Here is a 17197-nt window from a genome sequence, read left to right as displayed (position 1 = left end):
CGGCCGGTGGATTGTCGGCGACGGTGGGTGCCGCGGCAGTGTCGTACGCCGCGATCGCTGCGGGCGGTGCCCTACCGGGGCGCGAGCAACCCGCGGTGGCCGGCGGATCGGATACGGGCGGGACCGTCGCGCCGGTGCCGCTGCAGGTCGGGGCCGTCCCGGCGGGTTCGGCGGCGGGGACCGCGACCGGAGGTCGGCCGTGAGTGTTGTGGTGCGGGCCGTGCCCGGGCAGATGGGGGCCGCCTCGGCGGCGGCGCCGCTGGCGCCGCGCGCGCGGATGTGGCCCGCGTTCGGGGCCGTGTACCGGGCGCAGCTGTCGCGGGCGCGGGTCGCCCGGATCCCGCTGCTGTTCGTGGCCACGTTCCAGTCCGTCGGGATCATGGTCATGATGCGCGGCGTCGTGCACGCCGGGGACGGCGAGGCGGCCCGAGCCGTCGTCGCCGGGTCCAGCGTGCTGGTGGTGGCCTTCGTGGCGCTCAATCTGCTCGCGCAGTACTTCGGGCAGCTGCGCGCCTCCGGCGGCCTGGACACGTACGCGACGCTGCCCGTACCGCCGGCCGCGGTGGTGCTCGGGGCGGCGGCCGCCTACGCCTCCTTCACGGTGCCCGGCACGCTGATCACCGCGGTCACCGGCTGCGTGCTGTTCCACCTCACGTTCGTGAACCTGTGGATCCTGCTGGTGGTGATCCCGCTGGCCGGCGCCGCCCTGTCCGGGCTCGGCGCGGCGCTGGGGCTGCTCGCGCCCCGGCAGGAGATCGCCACCCTGCTCGGCCAGCTCGGCATGTCCGCCGCGCTGCTGCTCGGCGTGCTGCCCGCCTCCCACATGCCCGCGCCCATCGACTGGGCGCGGGACCTGCTGCCGTCCACCTACGGCGTGGAAGCACTCGCCCGTACCTTCGGCGGCGAGGGCACCGACTGGGCCGCGGTCGGCGCGGACCTGTCGGTGTGCGCCGCGGTCGGCGTCGTCTCGCTGGCCGTCGCGACCTGGGCCTACCGCAGGGCAGCCTGCCGGTGACGCACCCTTCGCCCGCACCTGGCACGATGGGTTGGTGACCGCACCCCTGACGCCGCATGAGCCGCCCTTCCCGCCCTTTCCCGGAGGCGAGGCCGATTCCGGTGACGCCCCTGCCAAGCGCGAGCGGTTCGTCCGCGAGCTGCGCGGCGGGGCGCTGGTCGCGCTGCTCGTCGCCGTCGGCGGGATCGCCCTGGGGCTGCTGTGGCTGTGGCTGTCGCCGCGCATCCCGATGATCTCCGACGGCCAGGCGGTGTATCTCAAGGACACCGAGGGCGAGGAGGCGATCGGCGGTGACGGCACCTTCGTGCTGATCGCGGCCGGTCTCGGCATCCTCAGCGCGCTGCTGGTCTTCTGGCGGCGCCGCAGCGGCGGAATCGGGGTGGTGCTCGGCCTCGCGGTCGGCGGCGTGCTCGCCTCGGTGATCGGCTGGCGCATCGGGGTCTGGCTCGGGCCGCCGACGGACATCGTCGCCCACGCCAAGCAGGTCGGCCCGAAGGTGGTCTTCGACGGCCCGCTGGAACTGCGGGCCAAGAGCGCGCTGGTCGCCTGGTCGGCCGCGGCGATGCTGGCCCATCTGAGCCTGACCGCCGCGTTCGGACCGCGGGACCAGCCGGACGAGCAGCCGCCTACCGCCGGGCCGTGGGGGCCGCCGCCCCCGCAGTGAGCCGCAGCAGCTCCTGCGGCGCCAGCTCCACCTCCAGGCCGCGTTTGCCGGCCGAGACGAAGACCGTCGGGAAGTCGAGGGCGGAGGTGTCCACGACTGTGGGCAGGGCGCGGCGCTGGCCGAGCGGCGAGATACCGCCGAGCACGTAGCCGGTGGCGCGCTCGGCGGCGGCCGGGTCGGCCATGGCGGCGCGTTTGCCGCCCACCGCGGCGGCCAGCGCCTTCAGGTCGAGGCTGGCCGCGACGGGCACGACCGCGACGGTCAGCGCTCCGTCCACCTCGGCGACCAGGGTCTTGAAGACGCGCCCCTCGACCTCACCGGGCGGCACCCCGAGCGCGCCGCCCAGTGCCCGGGCCGCTTCCTCGCCGTAGGACAGCCCGGCGGACGGGTCGTGCCGGTAGGCGTGCACGGTGAAGGGCACGCCCGCCTTCTCCAGGGCGACCGTGGCCGGCGTCCCGCCGCCTGCCCGTGCTTTCTTGGCCATCGCGGTCCCTTTCCAGCCGGTTTCCAGCCCCGCCGGTCCCGGAAAGGGCCTAGTTCGCGCAGGTGGGGGAGTGGGTGAGGTCCGCCGCCGGCAGCGACGGCAGTTTGTCGATGATCGCGGTCTCCCGGCGCAGCAGCCGCAACTCGGCGGTGAGCCGCGCCGCGGCGTCCGGCGCCTCCAGGAACTGCTGCTTCACCGGGACCTCGGCGATCATCGCGGCCGCGACCAGATAGGACAGCACCGTCGGGTCGTCCGGGAACTCCGCCGCCGACAGCGTCTGCTCCCGCGCCCCCGCGAGCCGCTTCTGATACGTACCGAAGGCGCGGACCACCCGCGCGGTCAGCTCGCCCGCCCCGTCGCCGCGCTCTTCGGCGACTTCCTCGACCTCGCCGGTCAGATAGTCGCCCGAGGTGTCCACCGACAGCAGCCGGAAGCGGACCGTGCCGGTCGCCATCACCTCGTAACCGTCCTCACGCTCGGCGATGCTGGCCACCTCCGCCACACAGCCGTAGCCGTACAGTGCGGCCATCGGGTCGTCGCCGAGACCCGCCGTCGGGCCGGTGGCGCGGCCCTCCTGGCCGGTGGGGGCCAGCTCGTGGCCGTTCTTGATCGCCACCACCCCGAACCTGCGGGGCGCGTCCTCGGGCAACGTCAGCAGGTCGCCGACGAGGGAGCGGTACCGCTCCTCGAAGACGTTCAGCGGCAGCACCAGGCCGGGGAAGAGCGCCGAACTGAGCGGGAACAGCGGAAGGCGATCGGTCACAGTGAGCCAGGGTACGGGCAGGGTGGCCCCTCCCGTCACCCACCGACGCGCTGACCTCCCCCGAACCCGCGAACCGGACCCGCGAACCGAACCCGCGAACCGAACCTGTGAACCGAACCTGTGACCTAGCCCGCGCCGGGCCCCGTGCCCGGCGTGCCCCGACCCGTGGCCCCGCGCCACCCCCCGGGTCGCCCCCCCCGGCGCCCCGGTCCGCGCCTAGGAGCCCCGCCGCAGCAGCCGGGAGGCGCCGGCCGCCGCGGTCGTCGCGAGCATCCAGCCCAGCAGCGTCATGCCCGACGCCACCCACTGGCTGAGCCCCGCCTCCCGCCAGGCGTTGTCCTGGCCGAGGTCGATCACCGGCAGCAGCAGGTCCAGGGCGTAGAGGGCCGGGCTCCAGTGCGGGTGGTAGCCGCCGTTGTCGGCGGGCGGCGGGGTGCCGCCGGCCGCGAAGTACACCGCGCCCAGCGCCCACACCAGCGCCATCCACACCGCCGCCCGGCCGGGCCGGTAGCCGTATCCGACCGTGACGTCCTGCAGCCAGCCCCACACCCGGCCGGCGACCGGCAGCGACTCCCGCCGCCGGCGCTGCTTGGCCAGCAGCACTTCCCGCGCCTCGGCGTCCTCGCCGCCCGCGCGCAGGGCGGCGGCCAGCCGCTCGTACGGCCCCGGGCTGTACTCGGGGGTGGCCGCGTGCAGCCAGGCGATCCGGGCCCGCAGCGGGAAGTCGTCCCGGGCGGCCAACTCCTCGTAGACGAAGCCGGTCAGGTCCAGCCGCCCGGCCTGCGGCCAGCTGTCGCGCGTGTCGACGAGCTTGGCCACCCGGGCGCCGGACAGCGACACCGGGCCCTGCGGCGGCTCGCCCGGGGTGAAGCGCAGTTCGGGGGTCTGCACGCGGCGCAGCGAGACCTGCTGGTCGTCCGTCAGCAGGAAGCGGGCCCGGCTGATGATCACCGCGTTGCCGATCCGCGCGTCGTCGAGCCGCAGCCCGCCCTCGCACACGAAGTCCCGCACCGCGGCCCCGGGCGGCGGCCGGGTGTCACCGGGGGAGCCCTCCATCGCGTTCCAGCCCGCGCTCAAGTACAGGGTGTGCTCGATGCTGACCCGGGCCGCGTTGAGCGCGTAGCGGCCGTACGGATTGCGCAGGATCGCGCCGCGCAGGGTCAGCCGGCCGCCGATCCGGGCGCTGCGCAGGCTGAACTCACCGGTGACGTCGATGAGTTCGGCGTCCACGTCCTGGCCGACGGACAACCCGTCGGCAGCCACCGCCCGGCTGTGCCGGTCGCGGCGCACGGTGAGCTGGTTGAGCAGCAGATCGGTGCCTATCTGCGCGTCGGTCATCCGTATGCCGCCGGGCACCAGGCACTGCGGCAGATGCAGATCGCCGGAGACCTGGAGCCGGGCCGCCTCCAGCCGGGGTATCACGCAGCGGACCAGCCGCATGCTGCCGGCCCGGCACTCCTGCATCAGGACCTGCTCATCGAAGCGGCAGTCGTCGAGCTGGACGTACGGGGTGACGGTGCCGCCGGCCAGCGTCAGCCGGCCGCTGATCAGCACCCCCCGCAGCTTCAGCGCGGCCACCCGGCCCGGCAGCGGGGGCGGCGGGTCGAGCAGCAGCTCGGCCACCGCCTGGGCCCGGACGGTGCGGTCGGCCGACCAGGCGGGGCCGGTCACCGGATGGTCCTCCTCGGCCCGGCCGGTCCGCAGATCACAGGTACGCCCGGCCCGGAAGGCCCGCCACATCCGCTGCTCCACCGTCGTCCAGTCCCGTGGCGGTTCGTGCTCGGCCACCTCGACCCCTCCCCGTGTCGATCGCACACGCTAGCGGTTTCTGTTTTTGCCTGCTGCCCTTGCTGCCTTCGCTGCCTTCGCCGCCTTTGCCGCCGCGCTCCCGCCGCCGTCCGCCGTATCACGGAGTGGAACCGTGGAACGTCCGTCATCAGCGGGTCTCTACACTTGGCAGCGTGATCTCCCGAATCGATCTGCGCGGCACCGCCTTTCCGGAGGGCGGGATCGACCGCGACCTGCTGCCCCGTGCCGAGTTCGACGTGGAGGCCGCGCTGGACACCGTGCGGCCGATCTGCGCGGACGTGCGCCATCGGGGTACGCGGGCGGTGATCGAGTACGGCGAGCGGTTCGACGGAGTGCGCGTGGCACAGCTCCGGGTGCCCCAGCAGGCGCTGGACGACGCGCTCGACGGCCTCGACCCCGAGGTCAGGGCGGCCCTGCAGGAGTCGATCCGCCGGGCCCGCCTGGTGCACCTCCGGCAGCGCCGGACCGACGTCACCACCCAGGTCGTCCCCGGCGGCACCGTCACCGAGAGGTGGGTCCCCGTCGAGCGGGTCGGGCTGTACGTGCCCGGCGGCCTGGCGGTCTACCCGTCCTCCGTAGTGATGAACGTGGTGCCTGCCCAGGAGGCCGGTGTCTCCGGCATCGCGGTCGCCTCCCCGCCGCAGAAGGAGTTCGGCGGCTCGCCGCACCCCACCATCCTGGCCGCCTGCGCCCTGCTCGGCGTCACCGAGGTGTACGCCGCCGGCGGCGCCCAGGCGATCGCCATGTTCGCCTACGGCACCGATGAGTGCCGCCCGGTCGAGCTGGTCACCGGCCCCGGCAACATCTACGTGGCCGCCGCCAAGCGGCTGCTCAAGGGCCGGATCGGCATCGACGCCGAGGCCGGCCCCACCGAGATCGCGATCCTCGCCGACGCCGGCGCCGACGCCGGCCTGGTCGCCGCCGACCTGATCAGCCAGGCCGAGCACGACACGCTGGCCGCCGCGGTGCTGGTCACCACCTCCGCGGACCTGGCCGACGCGGTGGACAAGGAACTCGGCATCCGCGTCGCCGCCGCCCGGCACCGCGAGCGGATCACCGCCGCGCTGACCGGCCGCCAGTCGGCGACGGTGCTGGTGGACGCCCTGGCCCAGGGCCTGGACGTGGTCAACGCCTACGCCGCCGAGCACCTGGAGATCCACACCGAGGACGCGCCGGCCGTCGCCGCCCGGGTGCGCAACGCCGGCGCCGTCTTCGTCGGACCGCACAGCCCGGTCTCGCTCGGCGACTACTGCGCCGGCTCCAACCACGTGCTGCCCACCGGCGGCTGCGCCTGCCACTCCTCGGGCCTGTCCGTGCAGTCCTTCCTGCGCGGCATCCACGTCGTGGACTACTCCCGGGCCGCGCTCGCCGACGTCGCCCACCACGTGGTGACGCTGGCCGAGGCCGAGGACCTGCCGGCGCACGGCGCCGCCGTCACCGCGCGCTTCGAGGAGCTGCTGCCGTGACCGCGAACGCCTCCGCCGCCCGGGAGGGCCTGCCCATCCGCGACGAGCTGCGCGGACAGACCCCGTACGGCGCGCCGCAACTCGACGTGCCGGTGCTGCTGAACACCAACGAGAACCCGTACCCGCTGCCCGAGGCGCTGGTCGCCCGGATCGCCGAGCGGGTCGCCGTGGCCGCCCGCGAGCTCAACCGCTACCCGGACCGGGACGCCGTCGAACTGCGCACCGAGCTGGCCGCGTATCTGAGCCGGACCGCGGGCCACACCGTGGGAGTGCGACAGGTGTGGGCCGCCAACGGCTCCAACGAGATCATCCAGCAGCTGCTGCAGACCTTCGGCGGCCCCGGCCGAACCGCGATCGGCTTCGAGCCCTCCTACTCCATGCACGCGCTGATCTCCCGCGGCACCGGCACCGGCTGGCTGTCCGGGGCGCGCGGCGAGGACTTCACCATCGATCTCGCGGCGGCCACCCGGCAGATCGCCGAGCGGGCACCCCACGTGGTCTTCATCTGCTCGCCCAACAATCCGACCGGTACCGCGGTCGCCGCCGAGACCGTCGTCGCGCTGTACGACGCCGCCATGGCCGCCGGGCCGTCCATGGTCGTCGTGGACGAGGCCTACGGCGAGTTCTCGCACCGCCCCTCGCTGCTGCCGCTGATCCAGGGCCGGCCGCGGCTGGTGCTGACCCGCACCATGTCCAAGGCGTTCGGCGCGGCCGGCCTGCGGCTCGGCTATCTCGCCGCGGACCCCGCGGTGGTCGACGCCGTCCAGCTGGTCCGGCTCCCCTACCACCTGTCGTCGGTCACCCAGGCGACCGCGCTGGCCGCGCTGGAGCACACCGACACCCTGCTCGGCTACGTGCGGCAGCTCAAGGACGAACGCGACCGGCTGGTGGCCGAGTTGACCGCCATCGGCTACGAGGTCACCCCGTCCGACGCCAACTTCGTCCAGTTCGGCCGGTTCGCCGACAGCCACGCCGCCTGGCAGGCGATCCTCGACCGCGGCGTGCTGATCCGCGACAACGGCGTGCCCGGCCGGCTGCGGGTCAGCGCGGGCACCCCGGCCGAGAACGACGCCTTCCTGGACGCCGCCCGCACCGTTTTCAAGGAGCACAGCACCGCGTCCGACCCCACCGGGCCCGCACGCACCGAACCGACCCGCACAGAGGAGTCCGCATGACCCGCGTGGGCCGCGTGGAGCGCACCACCAAGGAGACGTCCGTCGTCGTCGAGATCGACCTGGACGGCACCGGCTCCGTCTCCGTCTCGACCGGGGTCGGCTTCTACGACCACATGCTCGACCAACTCGGCCGGCACGGTCTGTTCGACCTCAGTGTGAAAACCGAGGGCGACCTGCACATCGACACCCACCACACCATCGAGGACACCGCCCTCGCCCTGGGCGCCGCCTTCAAGCAGGCGCTCGGCGACAAGGTGGGCATCCACCGCTTCGGCAACTGCAGCGTCCCGCTGGACGAATCCCTCGCCCAGGTCACCGTGGACCTCTCCGGCCGCCCCTACCTGGTGCACACCGAGCCGGAGCACCTGGCACCGATGATCGGCACGTACGACACCACGATGACCCGGCACATCCTGGAGTCCTTCGTCGCACAGGCCCAGATCGCCCTGCATGTCCACGTACCCTATGGGCGCAACGCGCACCACATCGTGGAGTGCCAGTTCAAGGCGCTGGCCCGGGCGCTGCGTTACGCGAGCGAGCGCGATCCGCGCGCCGCGGGCATCCTGCCGTCGACGAAGGGCGCGCTGTGAACAAGGGATCCTCCCTCTTCATCCTGCTGGGGCTGTTCCTGCTCGGCGGGGTCTACTCCTTCTGGAAGCAGAAGCAGTCCAAGAGCGTCATCACGCTGCTGGCGGTCGGTTCGGTGATGGCGATCATCGCCGGGCTGCTCCAGCTGTAGGGCCGGCCGTGACCAAGAGCGTGGTGGTCCTCGACTACGGATTCGGCAACATCCGGTCCGCCGAGCGCGCGCTGGCCAGGGCCGGGGCCGACGTGGAGATCACCGCCGACTACGACCGGGCGATGAACGCCGACGGGCTGCTGGTACCCGGCGTCGGCGCCTTCGCCGCGTGCATGGCCGGGCTGAAGTCGGTGCGCGGGGACTGGCTGGTCGGCCGCAGGCTGGCCGGCGGGCGGCCGGTGATGGGCATCTGCGTCGGCATGCAGATCCTGTTCGCCCGCGGCATCGAGCACGGTGTGCCCAGTGCGGGTCTGGACGAGTGGCCCGGCACGGTCGAGCCGCTGCGCGCCCCGGTCGTCCCGCACATGGGCTGGAACACCGTGCGGGCCCCCGAGGACTCGCGGCAGTTCGCCGGCCTGGACGACGACGCCCGCTTCTACTTCGTGCACTCCTACGCCGTCCGCGCCTGGGACCTCGACCCGCGGGGCGTGATCCGCCCTCCCAAGGTCACCTGGACCACCCACGGCGAACCGTTCGTGGCGGCGGTGGAGAACGGCCCGCTGTGGGCCACCCAGTTCCACCCGGAGAAGTCCGGGGACGCCGGGGCGCAACTGCTCGCCAACTGGCTCGGCACCCTCTAGTCCCCGCCGGCCCGGCCCCGCCGCCACCGACCCCGTCCCCCCGACCGACCGACGACCGCCCCGACCACCCCCTCCCACCTCCCGTCAGGACCGAGGACCCCATACCGATGACCCAGCTCGAACTCCTCCCCGCCGTCGATGTCCGCGACGGCCTGGCCGTCCGGCTCGTGCACGGCGAGTCCGGTTCCGAGACGTCGTACGGCGAGCCGCTCGCCGCCGCCCTTGCCTGGCAGCGGGCCGGTGCGCGGTGGCTGCATCTGGTGGACCTCGACGCGGCCTTCGGCACCGGGGACAACCGGGAGCTGATCGCCGAGGTGACCCGCACCATGGACATCGAGGTCGAGCTGTCCGGCGGCATCCGCGACGACGACACCCTGGCCGCGGCACTGGCCACCGGCTGTACCCGGGTCAACCTGGGCACCGCCGCGCTGGAGAGCCCGGAATGGGTGGCCAAGATCATCGCCGAGCACGGCGACCGGATCGCGGTCGGCCTGGATGTGCGCGGCACCACCCTGCGCGGCCGCGGCTGGACCCGCGACGGCGGCGATCTCTACGAGACGCTGGCCCGGCTGGACTCCGAGGGCTGCGCCCGCTACGTCGTCACCGACATCGCCAAGGACGGCACCTTGCAAGGCCCCAACCTGGACCTGCTGCGCGGTGTGTGCGCGGCCACCGAGCGGCCGGTGGTAGCCTCCGGCGGCGTTTCCAGCCTGGACGACCTGCGGGCGATCGCGGGGCTGGTCCCGGTGGGTGTGGAGGGCGCCATTGTCGGAAAGGCACTGTACGCGAAGGCGTTCACCCTCGAAGAGGCCCTGGAGGCAGTATCACGATGACCGGCAACTCTGGTGTGCGCCGCGAGCAGTCCGGAAGCGCGTGGGAAGAGGCGATCGGTTCGGCCCGGGCGGTGGCCGCTGGGGACCGGGTGATAGTCGCCGGAATGATGCCCGACCCGACGGACGGCGCGGTGCCGGGCGAGGACGAGCCCTACGAGCAGACGCTCAGCGCCTTCCGCAGCGCGATCGCCGCGCTGGAGCCGTTCGGCCTGGACGGCGGCAGTGTGATCCGCACCCGGATGTACCTCAGCCACGCCCGGGACGTCGACGAGGTCGGCCGGGCGCACCGCGAACTGTTCGGCGCGGTCCGGCCGGCCGCCACCATGGTGGTGGTGGCCGGGTTCACCGACTCCCGGGTGCTGGTCGAGGTCGAGATCGAGGCCTATCGGGGAGCCGCGGCGGCCCCGGCCCGCGAGCCGGGAGCCGCCGAATGACCCTCGCGGTCCGCGTCATCCCCTGCCTGGACGTGGACGCCGGGCGGGTGGTCAAGGGCGTCAACTTCCAGAACCTGCGGGACGCCGGCGACCCGGTCGAGATGGCCAAGCTCTACGACGCCGAGGGCGCCGACGAGTTGACCTTCCTCGACATCACCGCCTCCTCCGGCGACCGGGAGACCACCTACGACGTGGTGCGGCGCACCGCCGAGCAGGTCTTCATCCCGCTCACCGTGGGCGGCGGGGTGCGCAGCGCGGACGACGTCGACAAGCTGCTGCGGGCCGGCGCGGACAAGGTGGGCGTCAACACCGCGGCCATCGCCCGGCCCGAGCTGATCCGGGAGATCGCCGAGCGGTTCGGCCGGCAGGTGCTGGTGCTGTCGGTGGACGCCCGGCGCACCCCGACCGGCAGCTTCGAGGTGACCACCCACGGCGGCCGGCGCGGCACCGGCATCGACGCGGTCGAATGGGCGCAGCGGGCCGCCGAGTTGGGCGCCGGTGAGATCCTGCTCAACTCGATGGACGCCGACGGCACCAAGGACGGCTACGACACGGAGATGATCGCCGCGGTGCGCGCCGCGGTGACCGTCCCGGTGATCGCCTCCGGCGGCGCCGGCCGGCTCGACCACTTCGCGCCCGCGGTCGGCGCGGGCGCCGACGCCGTGCTGGCCGCGTCGGTCTTCCACTTCGGCGATCTGCGGATCGGCCAGGTCAAGTCGGCGCTGCGGGAGGCCGGCCACCCGGTCCGCTGAGCCGGACCGGCCGCTCAGCCGGCGTCCCCCCGGCGGGTACAGACCAGCGTGGCCAGGTCGGGCGCCAGCCTCAGCTCGACCGTGCGCAGCGCCGGATGGTCCAGCCAGTGCAGCCGGGCCCGGTCCGGCCGGCCGTCGAGCAGCGGCGGCCGGCCGCCGGCCGGTGCGAAGTCGTCGATCACCAGCACTCCGCCGGGCCGCAGCAGCCGCAGCGGATCGGCCGGGGTGTCCCCGTCCCCGCCCTTGGCCGCGCCGCCGCCGTCGAGCACCAGCAGGTCGAACGGGCCGTGCTCGCCGATCGCGGTCCAGTCCCCGCACTCCACGGTGACCTCGGGGGCGAGGTCTTCGAACAGCGCGGCGGCGGTCGCCGCCCGGGTGGCGTCCTGCTCGACGCTGACCGCGGTGGCGCCGGGCCGCATCCCGGCGACCAGCCAGGCCAGCCCCACCCCGCACCCGGTGCCGGTCTCGCCGATCCGCCGCGCGCCGGCCGCGAGCGCGCGCAGCAGGCGCCCCTGCTCGGGGCGGCAGGAGTAGGGGAAGCCGAGATGGCGGGCGGTCCGGGCGGCGCGTTCCACCAGGGGTGGCAGGTCACCGGGGCCGCTGAGGTGTGCACGGGTGCCGTCGAGAGACATGCCCGCCATCCTGCCGGGACGGCGTGGGTGGCCGCTGGCGATCGGCCGAGATCCTGTCAGATCCCATGAGAGCGGTCGTCCGCCCCGGCGCCCGTGCGGACGCCCGGGCGGACAACGAGGCGAGGGGCCCGGTTGCGGGGTCTGGCGCGGGCCTGATGCGGGACGGGACGAGCGGCGGGCTCGAACCAGCCGCCGACCACCCGCACGCAGCCGCCCGCCGCGTCACATGCCGAGCTTGGCCGCGTACAGCTTCGCCACCGCGAGCTCGTCCCCTTCGACATCGACCTTCGCCGCCGTCTGGCGGCCGAGGGCGAACATGATCAGCTCGGACGGTTCGCCGGTCACCGTCACCACCGGGGAGCCCTTGTGGGCCACCACGGTCTGGCCGTCGGGACGGCGCAGCACCAGGCCGACCGGGGCACGGCGGCCCATCAGGCGGGCACCGCGCTCCAGGCGCTTCCACAGGCTTTCGCCGAACACCGGGTCGATCACCCGCGGCGTCCAGTCGGGCTCGGCCCGGCGCACGTCCTCGGTGTGCACATAGAACTCGACGGTGTTGGAGATCTCGTCGAGCTGCTTGACCGAGAACGGGGACAGCCGCGGCGGCCCGGTCCTGATCAGCTGGATCAGCTCCGGGTAGGGCTTGGCGGCGAACTCCCCGCGGACCCGGTCGAGACGGGGTGCGAGCTGCGGGATCAGTGCTCCGGCGGCCGCGTCGCTGCGGCGCTCGCGGACCACGACGTGCGCGGCCAGATCGCGGGTCTTCCAGCCCTCGCAGAGCGTCGGGGCGTCGGGCCCCGAGCGCTCCAGCAGGTCGGCGAGGAGCAGACGTTCACGCTGCGCATGAGTAGCCATGCGGCCCAGGTTAGTTCCCCCGCGGGCGATACGTCGGCTCCCCGCGCGGCCGGATCAGCCGAGTCGGCTGTAGAGCTTCACCCCGTTGGTGCCGTTGTTGCGGGTCAGCGAGCAGGTCACCGTCGATCGCTTTTGCACCTCGTAGGTGACCAACTTCGGGAAGAGCGCGTACGGGTAGTACTCCTTGCCGTCGGCCGGCAGGTGGCGCCTGGCGTCGGCCGTGCACAGGCTCAGCGCCCGGGCCTGGATGTCGGCGTCGCTGGTGAAGGTGCCGGACAGCTTCTCGTTGGCGACGACCTGCGCGTCGTGCGCGGAGGAGCACGAGCGGGTGGTGACCTTGTCGACCGACTTCGTCAAGGTGGGCGCGTCGAAGCACGTGCCGGGCGTGAGCGCCACGTACGGGACCAGCTTCTCGGTGGGCGTCGGGGCGGTGCCCGGAAGATCGCTGGGCAGTCCGGTCGGCAGGTCCAGCGTCGGGTCGTCCGAGGGCACGTCGAAGGACGGCGTCGGCCCGGACGGCAGCCCGGTCGGCAGGCTGGCCGCGGCGCTCGGCTTGCCGTCCGCGGTGCTCTTGCCGCCGTCGCTGCCGCGCAGGACTCCGATCGCGCCGCCGACGACGGCGAGGACCACCAGGACGCCGACGGCGATCCAGACATTGCGCTTGGTGTGGCCGGGCGGCGGCGGTGGGGCCGGCGGGTAGCCGCCCGGGCCGGACTGCTGGTACTCGTAGCCGTAGTCCTGCGCGCCGCCGTAGGCACCGGGCGGGGCCGGAGGTCCGGGCGGTCCGGACGGCCCGTACGCGTCGCCCTGTTCGGGGTACCCGTAGCCTTGGCCGCCCTGCTGCGGCGGGTAGCCGTAACCCTGCCCGCCCTGCGGCGGGTAGCCGTAGCCCTGGCCGCCCTGCTGGGGCGGATAACCGTAGTTCTGACCGCCCTGCTGCGGCGGGTAGCCGTAGCCCTGCTCGCCCTGCTGGGGTCCTCCGTAGCCGTAGCCGCCGTCGCCCTGCTGCGGGGGAGGCGGCGGGCCGAAACCTTGCGGCGGACCGTAGCCGCCGCCCTGCTCGGGGTGCGGCGGCGGACCATCTGGCGGCGGCGGAGGAAAACCCATGCAGGCAGGATGCCCCATACGGGTGACATCAGCGAGCTAACGCCGAATGACGGACAACTTGCCTGCCGCTCTTGCGAGTTATGCGGCTTTTCTCGTTGCCGGGGATCAGCGGCAGAATGGTGTCATGCCCGTGACCTCGCTCGATCCCGCCATCGCCGCCCGTCTCAAGCGCAGTCCCGAGGGACTGGTACCGGCCATCGCCCAGCAGTACGACACCGGTGAGGTGCTGATGCTCGGCTGGATGGACGCCGAGGCGCTGCACCGCACGCTGACCACCGGCCGCTGCACGTACTGGAGCCGGAGCCGGCAGGAGTACTGGGTCAAGGGCGACACCTCGGGCCACCTCCAGCACGTGAAGACCGTGGCGCTGGACTGCGACGGGGACACCGTGCTGGTGCGGGTCGACCAGGTCGGCGCGGCCTGCCACACCGGGGACCGGACCTGCTTCGACGCGGACGTCCTGCTGTCCGCGCCGGGCCAGTAGGGTCTGCGGCCATGGACCTCGAAACCTTCCGCAAACTCGCGGTCGACCGCCGAGTCATCCCGGTCAGCCGGCGCCTCCTCGCGGACGGCGACACCCCGGTGGGCCTCTACCGCAAGCTCGCCGGCGAGCGGGTCGGCACCTTTCTGCTGGAGTCGGCGGAGAACGGCAGGTCCTGGTCGCGCTACTCCTTCGTCGGGGTGCGGTCGGCGGCCACCTTGACCGTGCGCGACGGGCAGACGCACTGGCTGGGCACACCACCCGTCGGCGTCCCGGTCGACGGGGACCCGCTGGTCGCGCTGCGCGCCACGGTGGAGGCCCTGCACACCCCGCGCGACCTGGCCGACGGCATGCCGCCCTTCACCGGGGGCATGGTCGGCTATCTCGGCTACGACATCGTGCGCCGGCTGGAGCGCATCGGCGAGCACGGCGCGGACGTGCTGCGGCTGCCCGAGGCGACGATGCTGCTCACCTCCGACCTGGCCGTGCTCGACCACTGGGACGGCAGCGTGCTGCTGATCGCCAACGCGATCAACCACAACGACCGGGACACCGGCGTCGACGAGGCCTACGCGGACGCGGTGGCCCGGCTTGACGTGATGGAGGCCGACCTGGCCCGGCCGGCGCCGAGCGTGCCCGCGGTGCTGCCGCGGTCGGTCGACATCGGCTACACCGCCCGCTGGGGCAGCGACGACTTCAAGGCCGCCGTCGAGGACATCAAGGAGCGCATCCGGGCCGGCGAGGCCTTCCAGGTGGTGCCCTCGCAGCGGTTCGAGACGCCCTGCGAGGCGAGCGCGCTGGACGTCTACCGGGTGCTGCGGGCCACCAACCCCAGCCCGTACATGTATCTGCTGCGCTTCCCCGATGACGAGGGCGGCGCCTTCGACGTGGTGGGCTCCAGCCCCGAGGCGCTGGTCAAGGTCGAGGACGGCCGGGCGATGCTGCACCCGATCGCCGGCACCCGCCCCCGCGGCGCCACACCGCAGGCCGACAACGCGCTCGCCGAGGAACTGATGGCCGACCCCAAGGAGCGCGCCGAGCACCTGATGCTCGTCGACCTCGGCCGCAACGACCTGGGCCGCGTCTGCGAGCCGGGCACGGTGGAGGTGGTGGACTTCATGTCGGTGGAGCGCTACTCCCACGTCATGCACATCGTGTCCACCGTCACCGGACAGGTCGCCGAGGGGCACACCGCCTTCGACGTGCTGACCGCGTGCTTCCCGGCCGGCACCCTGTCCGGCGCGCCCAAACCGCGTGCGATGCAGATCATCGAGGAACTCGAGCCGTCCCGGCGGGGCCTGTACGGCGGCTGCGTCGGCTACCTGGACTTCGCCGGCGACGCCGACACCGCCATCGCGATCCGCACCGCCCTGCTGCGGGACGGCACCGCGTACGTCCAGGCCGGGGCGGGCATCGTCGCGGACTCCGACCCGGACGCGGAGGACACCGAGTGCCGCAACAAGGCGGCCGCGGTGCTGCGGGCGGTCGCGACGGCCAACGCGATGCGCAAGGTGTAGGGCCGGGGCGGTCACCCCGAGCGGGTGGCGGCCCGGGGACGGGAGGCGGGGCGGCCACCGACGGCCGCCCCGCCTCCCGCGCTCTGCCTCCCGCGTTTTGCCGCTCGGACGTCCGCCGGCGGGCGCCCGACCGCGGGCGTCAGCCCTGGAAGGCGGCGGTCCCGGCCGGTGTGCCGAGTCCGGTCGGGCCGTCGTAGCCCGGCAGGCCGGTGCACAGGTAGGAGCCGGCGCAGGACCCGTTGGAGCCGCCGGCCGCGTCGTTGAGCGCGGCCGGGTGGGCGTAGGGGAAGGACGCGGGGTACGAACCGGTCGGCGGCGTACCGGCCAGCGCGTAGACCGAGGCGATGAGCGGTGCGGCGACGCTGGTGCCGCCGAAGACCTCCCAGCCCGTGTCGCCGCCGTAGGTGTCGTACACCGCGACGCCGGTACTGGGGTCGGCGACCGCGGACACGTCCGAGATCGTGCGTCCGGCGCACCCGGCGTCCTGCTGCCAGGCCGGTTTGGGATCCCAGGACGTGCAGCCGGAGCCGCTGCCGGCCCAGGCCGTCTCGCCCCAGCCGCGCGCGGAGGCGTCCCTGGTCAGCGTGGTGCCGCCGATCGCGGTGACGTACTGGGAGGCGGCCGGGTACTCGGCGCCGTAGCCCGCGTCGCCGGCGCTGGCGGTGATGGCGACGCCCGGGTGGTCGAAGAACCGGCTGTCGAAGGAACTGTCCGCGGCGGACTCGCCGCCGCCGTAGCTGTTGGAGACGTAGCCGGCGCCCAGGGAGACCGCGGTGTTCACCGCGGTGCCCAGGTCGTCGATCGCGGAGGTCGAGGCCTCGACCAGCAGGATGCGGCACCGCGGGCAGATCGCGCTGACCATGTCCAGGTCGAGGGATATCTCCTCGGACCAGGCCCGGTCCGGCGCCGGCAGCGCGGTCGCGCTGCCGTCCTGCCCGACCTTGCGGAAGCAGCCGTCGGCCGAACCGCACGCGGGCAGGCCGAAGGTCGACCGGTAGGTGGCCAGATCGGCCTCGGCGTCGGGGTTGTCGTAGGCGTCCACGACCGCCACGGTCGCGCCGGAACCGCCGTCGGCGGGCAGCGCGTAGGCGCTGAGCAGATCGGCCGGGCCGTAACCGGCGGGGGCGGCGGTTGCCGCGCCGACCGAACCGGTTGATCTGGCCAGGGTGTTGGCGCCGGCGGTCACTTTTACGGCCTGACAGGCCATCATGCCGGGCCTGGTGCCGACCGCGCAGGACCGGGCGGTGGTGATGCGCCGCGCTGCGGGGAGGGACTGCGTGTCGGGGAGGGGCTGGGCGGCGGTACGGGAGTGCGGGGTGGTGGGGGGCTGCGCGGCGGGCTGGGCGCCCGCGGTGGGGGCGAGGGTCAGGCCGGAAAGGGCCAGTGCGGCCGCCGCGCTGAGGGCGAGCCCGGTGCGGCGGGCCGCCGCGGTGCGAAGGAACGGCAAAGCAACTGCCTCCTGTAGTGGGGGAGTGAAGGAGGAGGGGGCGATGTGCGGGTGAGGTGTGGGACCTGTGTTTCTCCTGCTACCTGAAGTGACGGAAGGGGCGCGGGAGAACGTAATCTGATCAGCGCACGACAACAAGAAGGGCTGCCGGAATCTATACCTCCGCTTTACCTTCGGGTCGCGGTGGACCCCGGCGGCCGGAGGGGGCCGCCGACAGGCGATAGTGGTGGGATGACCGATGTCCCCCCGCCGCGCACGGCGACCGAGCCGGAAGAGCGGCCCGCCGAAGCCGCCGCACAGCCCGCCGCCACCGCCGACGGGCCGGCCGCAGCCGCAGCGGCCGCAGCGACGGCGGAACCGCTGCCGGAGCCGCCCGCCGGACC

At 73.7% G+C, this 17197-nt stretch carries 18 protein-coding genes and 1 pseudogene; 12 read left to right on the top strand and 7 right to left on the bottom strand.

The window, feature by feature from the left end:
• The first annotated feature begins 232 nt into the window (after positions 1-232).
• Positions 233-1015 (top strand): ABC transporter permease, encoded by a 783-nt coding sequence (locus tag GA0115240_RS30780; protein ID WP_093741799.1) that lies wholly within the window; start codon positions 233-235, stop codon positions 1013-1015.
• Between the two features lie 34 nt (positions 1016-1049).
• Positions 1050-1679 (top strand): ABC transporter permease, encoded by a 630-nt coding sequence (locus tag GA0115240_RS30775; RefSeq protein ID WP_256070098.1) that lies wholly within the window; start codon positions 1050-1052, stop codon positions 1677-1679.
• On the opposite strand, the gene ybaK is transcribed toward GA0115240_RS30775, so the two are convergent.
• The 3 genes from ybaK to GA0115240_RS30760 all read right to left on the bottom strand — a co-directional run bounded on the left by ybaK (position 1642) and on the right by GA0115240_RS30760 (position 4666).
• Entirely contained in the window at positions 1642-2163 is a 522-nt protein-coding gene (gene ybaK, locus GA0115240_RS30770) for a Cys-tRNA(Pro) deacylase (RefSeq protein ID WP_093741795.1), read from the bottom strand. The genes GA0115240_RS30775 and ybaK overlap by 38 nt on opposite strands.
• 49 nt (positions 2164-2212) lie before the next feature.
• Positions 2213-2926 (bottom strand): LON peptidase substrate-binding domain-containing protein, encoded by a 714-nt coding sequence (locus GA0115240_RS30765; protein WP_093741793.1) that lies wholly within the window; start codon positions 2924-2926, stop codon positions 2213-2215.
• 216 nt (positions 2927-3142) lie between these two features.
• Positions 3143-4666, bottom strand: a complete 1524-nt coding sequence (locus tag GA0115240_RS30760) for an oxidoreductase (protein ID WP_202451912.1) — start codon at positions 4664-4666, stop codon at positions 3143-3145.
• A 221-nt stretch (positions 4667-4887) separates the two neighbouring features.
• Between GA0115240_RS30760 and hisD the strand changes: the two genes are divergently transcribed.
• From hisD to hisF, 8 genes and pseudogenes are all read left to right on the top strand, one after another.
• Entirely contained in the window at positions 4888-6201 is a 1314-nt protein-coding gene (hisD, locus tag GA0115240_RS30755; protein ID WP_093741789.1) for a histidinol dehydrogenase, read from the top strand.
• Positions 6198-7310: pseudogene (locus tag GA0115240_RS30750) on the top strand (histidinol-phosphate transaminase); the annotation flags it as partial. The gene hisD and the pseudogene GA0115240_RS30750, both read left to right, overlap by 4 nt.
• Before the next feature lie 62 nt (positions 7311-7372).
• Complete coding sequence (hisB, locus tag GA0115240_RS30745; protein ID WP_093741785.1) at positions 7373-7966, top strand: imidazoleglycerol-phosphate dehydratase HisB; 594 nt, start codon at positions 7373-7375, stop codon at positions 7964-7966.
• Complete coding sequence (locus GA0115240_RS37435; RefSeq protein WP_176725220.1) at positions 7963-8115, top strand: hypothetical protein; 153 nt, start codon at positions 7963-7965, stop codon at positions 8113-8115. The genes hisB and GA0115240_RS37435 overlap by 4 nt, the downstream gene beginning before the upstream one ends.
• Before the next feature lie 8 nt (positions 8116-8123).
• The gene (gene hisH / locus GA0115240_RS30740) at positions 8124-8756 is read left to right on the top strand and encodes an imidazole glycerol phosphate synthase subunit HisH (RefSeq protein WP_093741783.1); all 633 of its coding nucleotides are present in this window, start codon (positions 8124-8126) and stop codon (positions 8754-8756) included.
• A 107-nt stretch (positions 8757-8863) separates the two neighbouring features.
• Complete coding sequence (priA, locus tag GA0115240_RS30735) at positions 8864-9589, top strand: bifunctional 1-(5-phosphoribosyl)-5-((5-phosphoribosylamino)methylideneamino)imidazole-4-carboxamide isomerase/phosphoribosylanthranilate isomerase PriA (protein WP_093741781.1); 726 nt, start codon at positions 8864-8866, stop codon at positions 9587-9589.
• A complete protein-coding gene (locus tag GA0115240_RS30730; RefSeq protein ID WP_093741779.1) occupies positions 9586-10023 on the top strand; it encodes a Rid family hydrolase in 438 nt (145 codons plus the stop codon). The genes priA and GA0115240_RS30730 overlap by 4 nt, the downstream gene beginning before the upstream one ends.
• The gene (hisF, locus tag GA0115240_RS30725) at positions 10020-10775 is read left to right on the top strand and encodes an imidazole glycerol phosphate synthase subunit HisF (protein WP_093741777.1); all 756 of its coding nucleotides are present in this window, start codon (positions 10020-10022) and stop codon (positions 10773-10775) included. The genes GA0115240_RS30730 and hisF overlap by 4 nt, the downstream gene beginning before the upstream one ends.
• Positions 10776-10789: 14 nt before the next feature.
• Here hisF and GA0115240_RS30720 read toward each other — a convergent pair whose 3' ends face one another.
• The 3 genes from GA0115240_RS30720 to GA0115240_RS30710 form a co-directional block, all read right to left on the bottom strand.
• Positions 10790-11407: an O-methyltransferase gene (locus GA0115240_RS30720; protein ID WP_093741775.1), complete on the bottom strand. Its 618-nt coding sequence runs from the start codon at positions 11405-11407 to the stop codon at positions 10790-10792.
• Positions 11408-11629: 222 nt separating this feature from the next.
• Positions 11630-12262 (bottom strand): TIGR03085 family metal-binding protein, encoded by a 633-nt coding sequence (locus GA0115240_RS30715; RefSeq protein WP_093741773.1) that lies wholly within the window; start codon positions 12260-12262, stop codon positions 11630-11632.
• Between the two features lie 54 nt (positions 12263-12316).
• On the bottom strand, positions 12317-13369 hold the full coding sequence (locus tag GA0115240_RS30710; RefSeq protein WP_093741771.1) for a hypothetical protein: 1053 nt from the start codon (positions 13367-13369) through the stop codon (positions 12317-12319).
• Between the two features lie 124 nt (positions 13370-13493).
• On the opposite strand from GA0115240_RS30710, the gene hisI reads away from it, so the two are divergent.
• Together hisI and GA0115240_RS30700 are read left to right on the top strand one after the other, a co-directional pair.
• The gene (hisI, locus tag GA0115240_RS30705) at positions 13494-13853 is read left to right on the top strand and encodes a phosphoribosyl-AMP cyclohydrolase (RefSeq protein ID WP_093741769.1); all 360 of its coding nucleotides are present in this window, start codon (positions 13494-13496) and stop codon (positions 13851-13853) included.
• Between the two features lie 11 nt (positions 13854-13864).
• The gene (locus GA0115240_RS30700; RefSeq protein ID WP_093741767.1) at positions 13865-15367 is read left to right on the top strand and encodes an anthranilate synthase component I; all 1503 of its coding nucleotides are present in this window, start codon (positions 13865-13867) and stop codon (positions 15365-15367) included.
• A gap of 139 nt (positions 15368-15506) precedes the next feature.
• Here the strand turns inward: GA0115240_RS30700 and GA0115240_RS30695 are convergent, their stop codons facing one another.
• Positions 15507-16814 (bottom strand): S53 family peptidase, encoded by a 1308-nt coding sequence (locus tag GA0115240_RS30695; protein ID WP_093741765.1) that lies wholly within the window; start codon positions 16812-16814, stop codon positions 15507-15509.
• Positions 16815-17197: the final 383 nt, after the last annotated feature.

Source organism: Streptomyces sp. DvalAA-14 (genome assembly GCF_900091855.1).
In the GTDB taxonomy this organism is placed as follows: Bacteria; Actinomycetota; Actinomycetes; order Streptomycetales; family Streptomycetaceae; genus Actinacidiphila.
The sequence above is the reverse complement of the archived record's forward strand: the minus strand, read 5'-3'. Positions and strand labels throughout refer to the sequence as shown.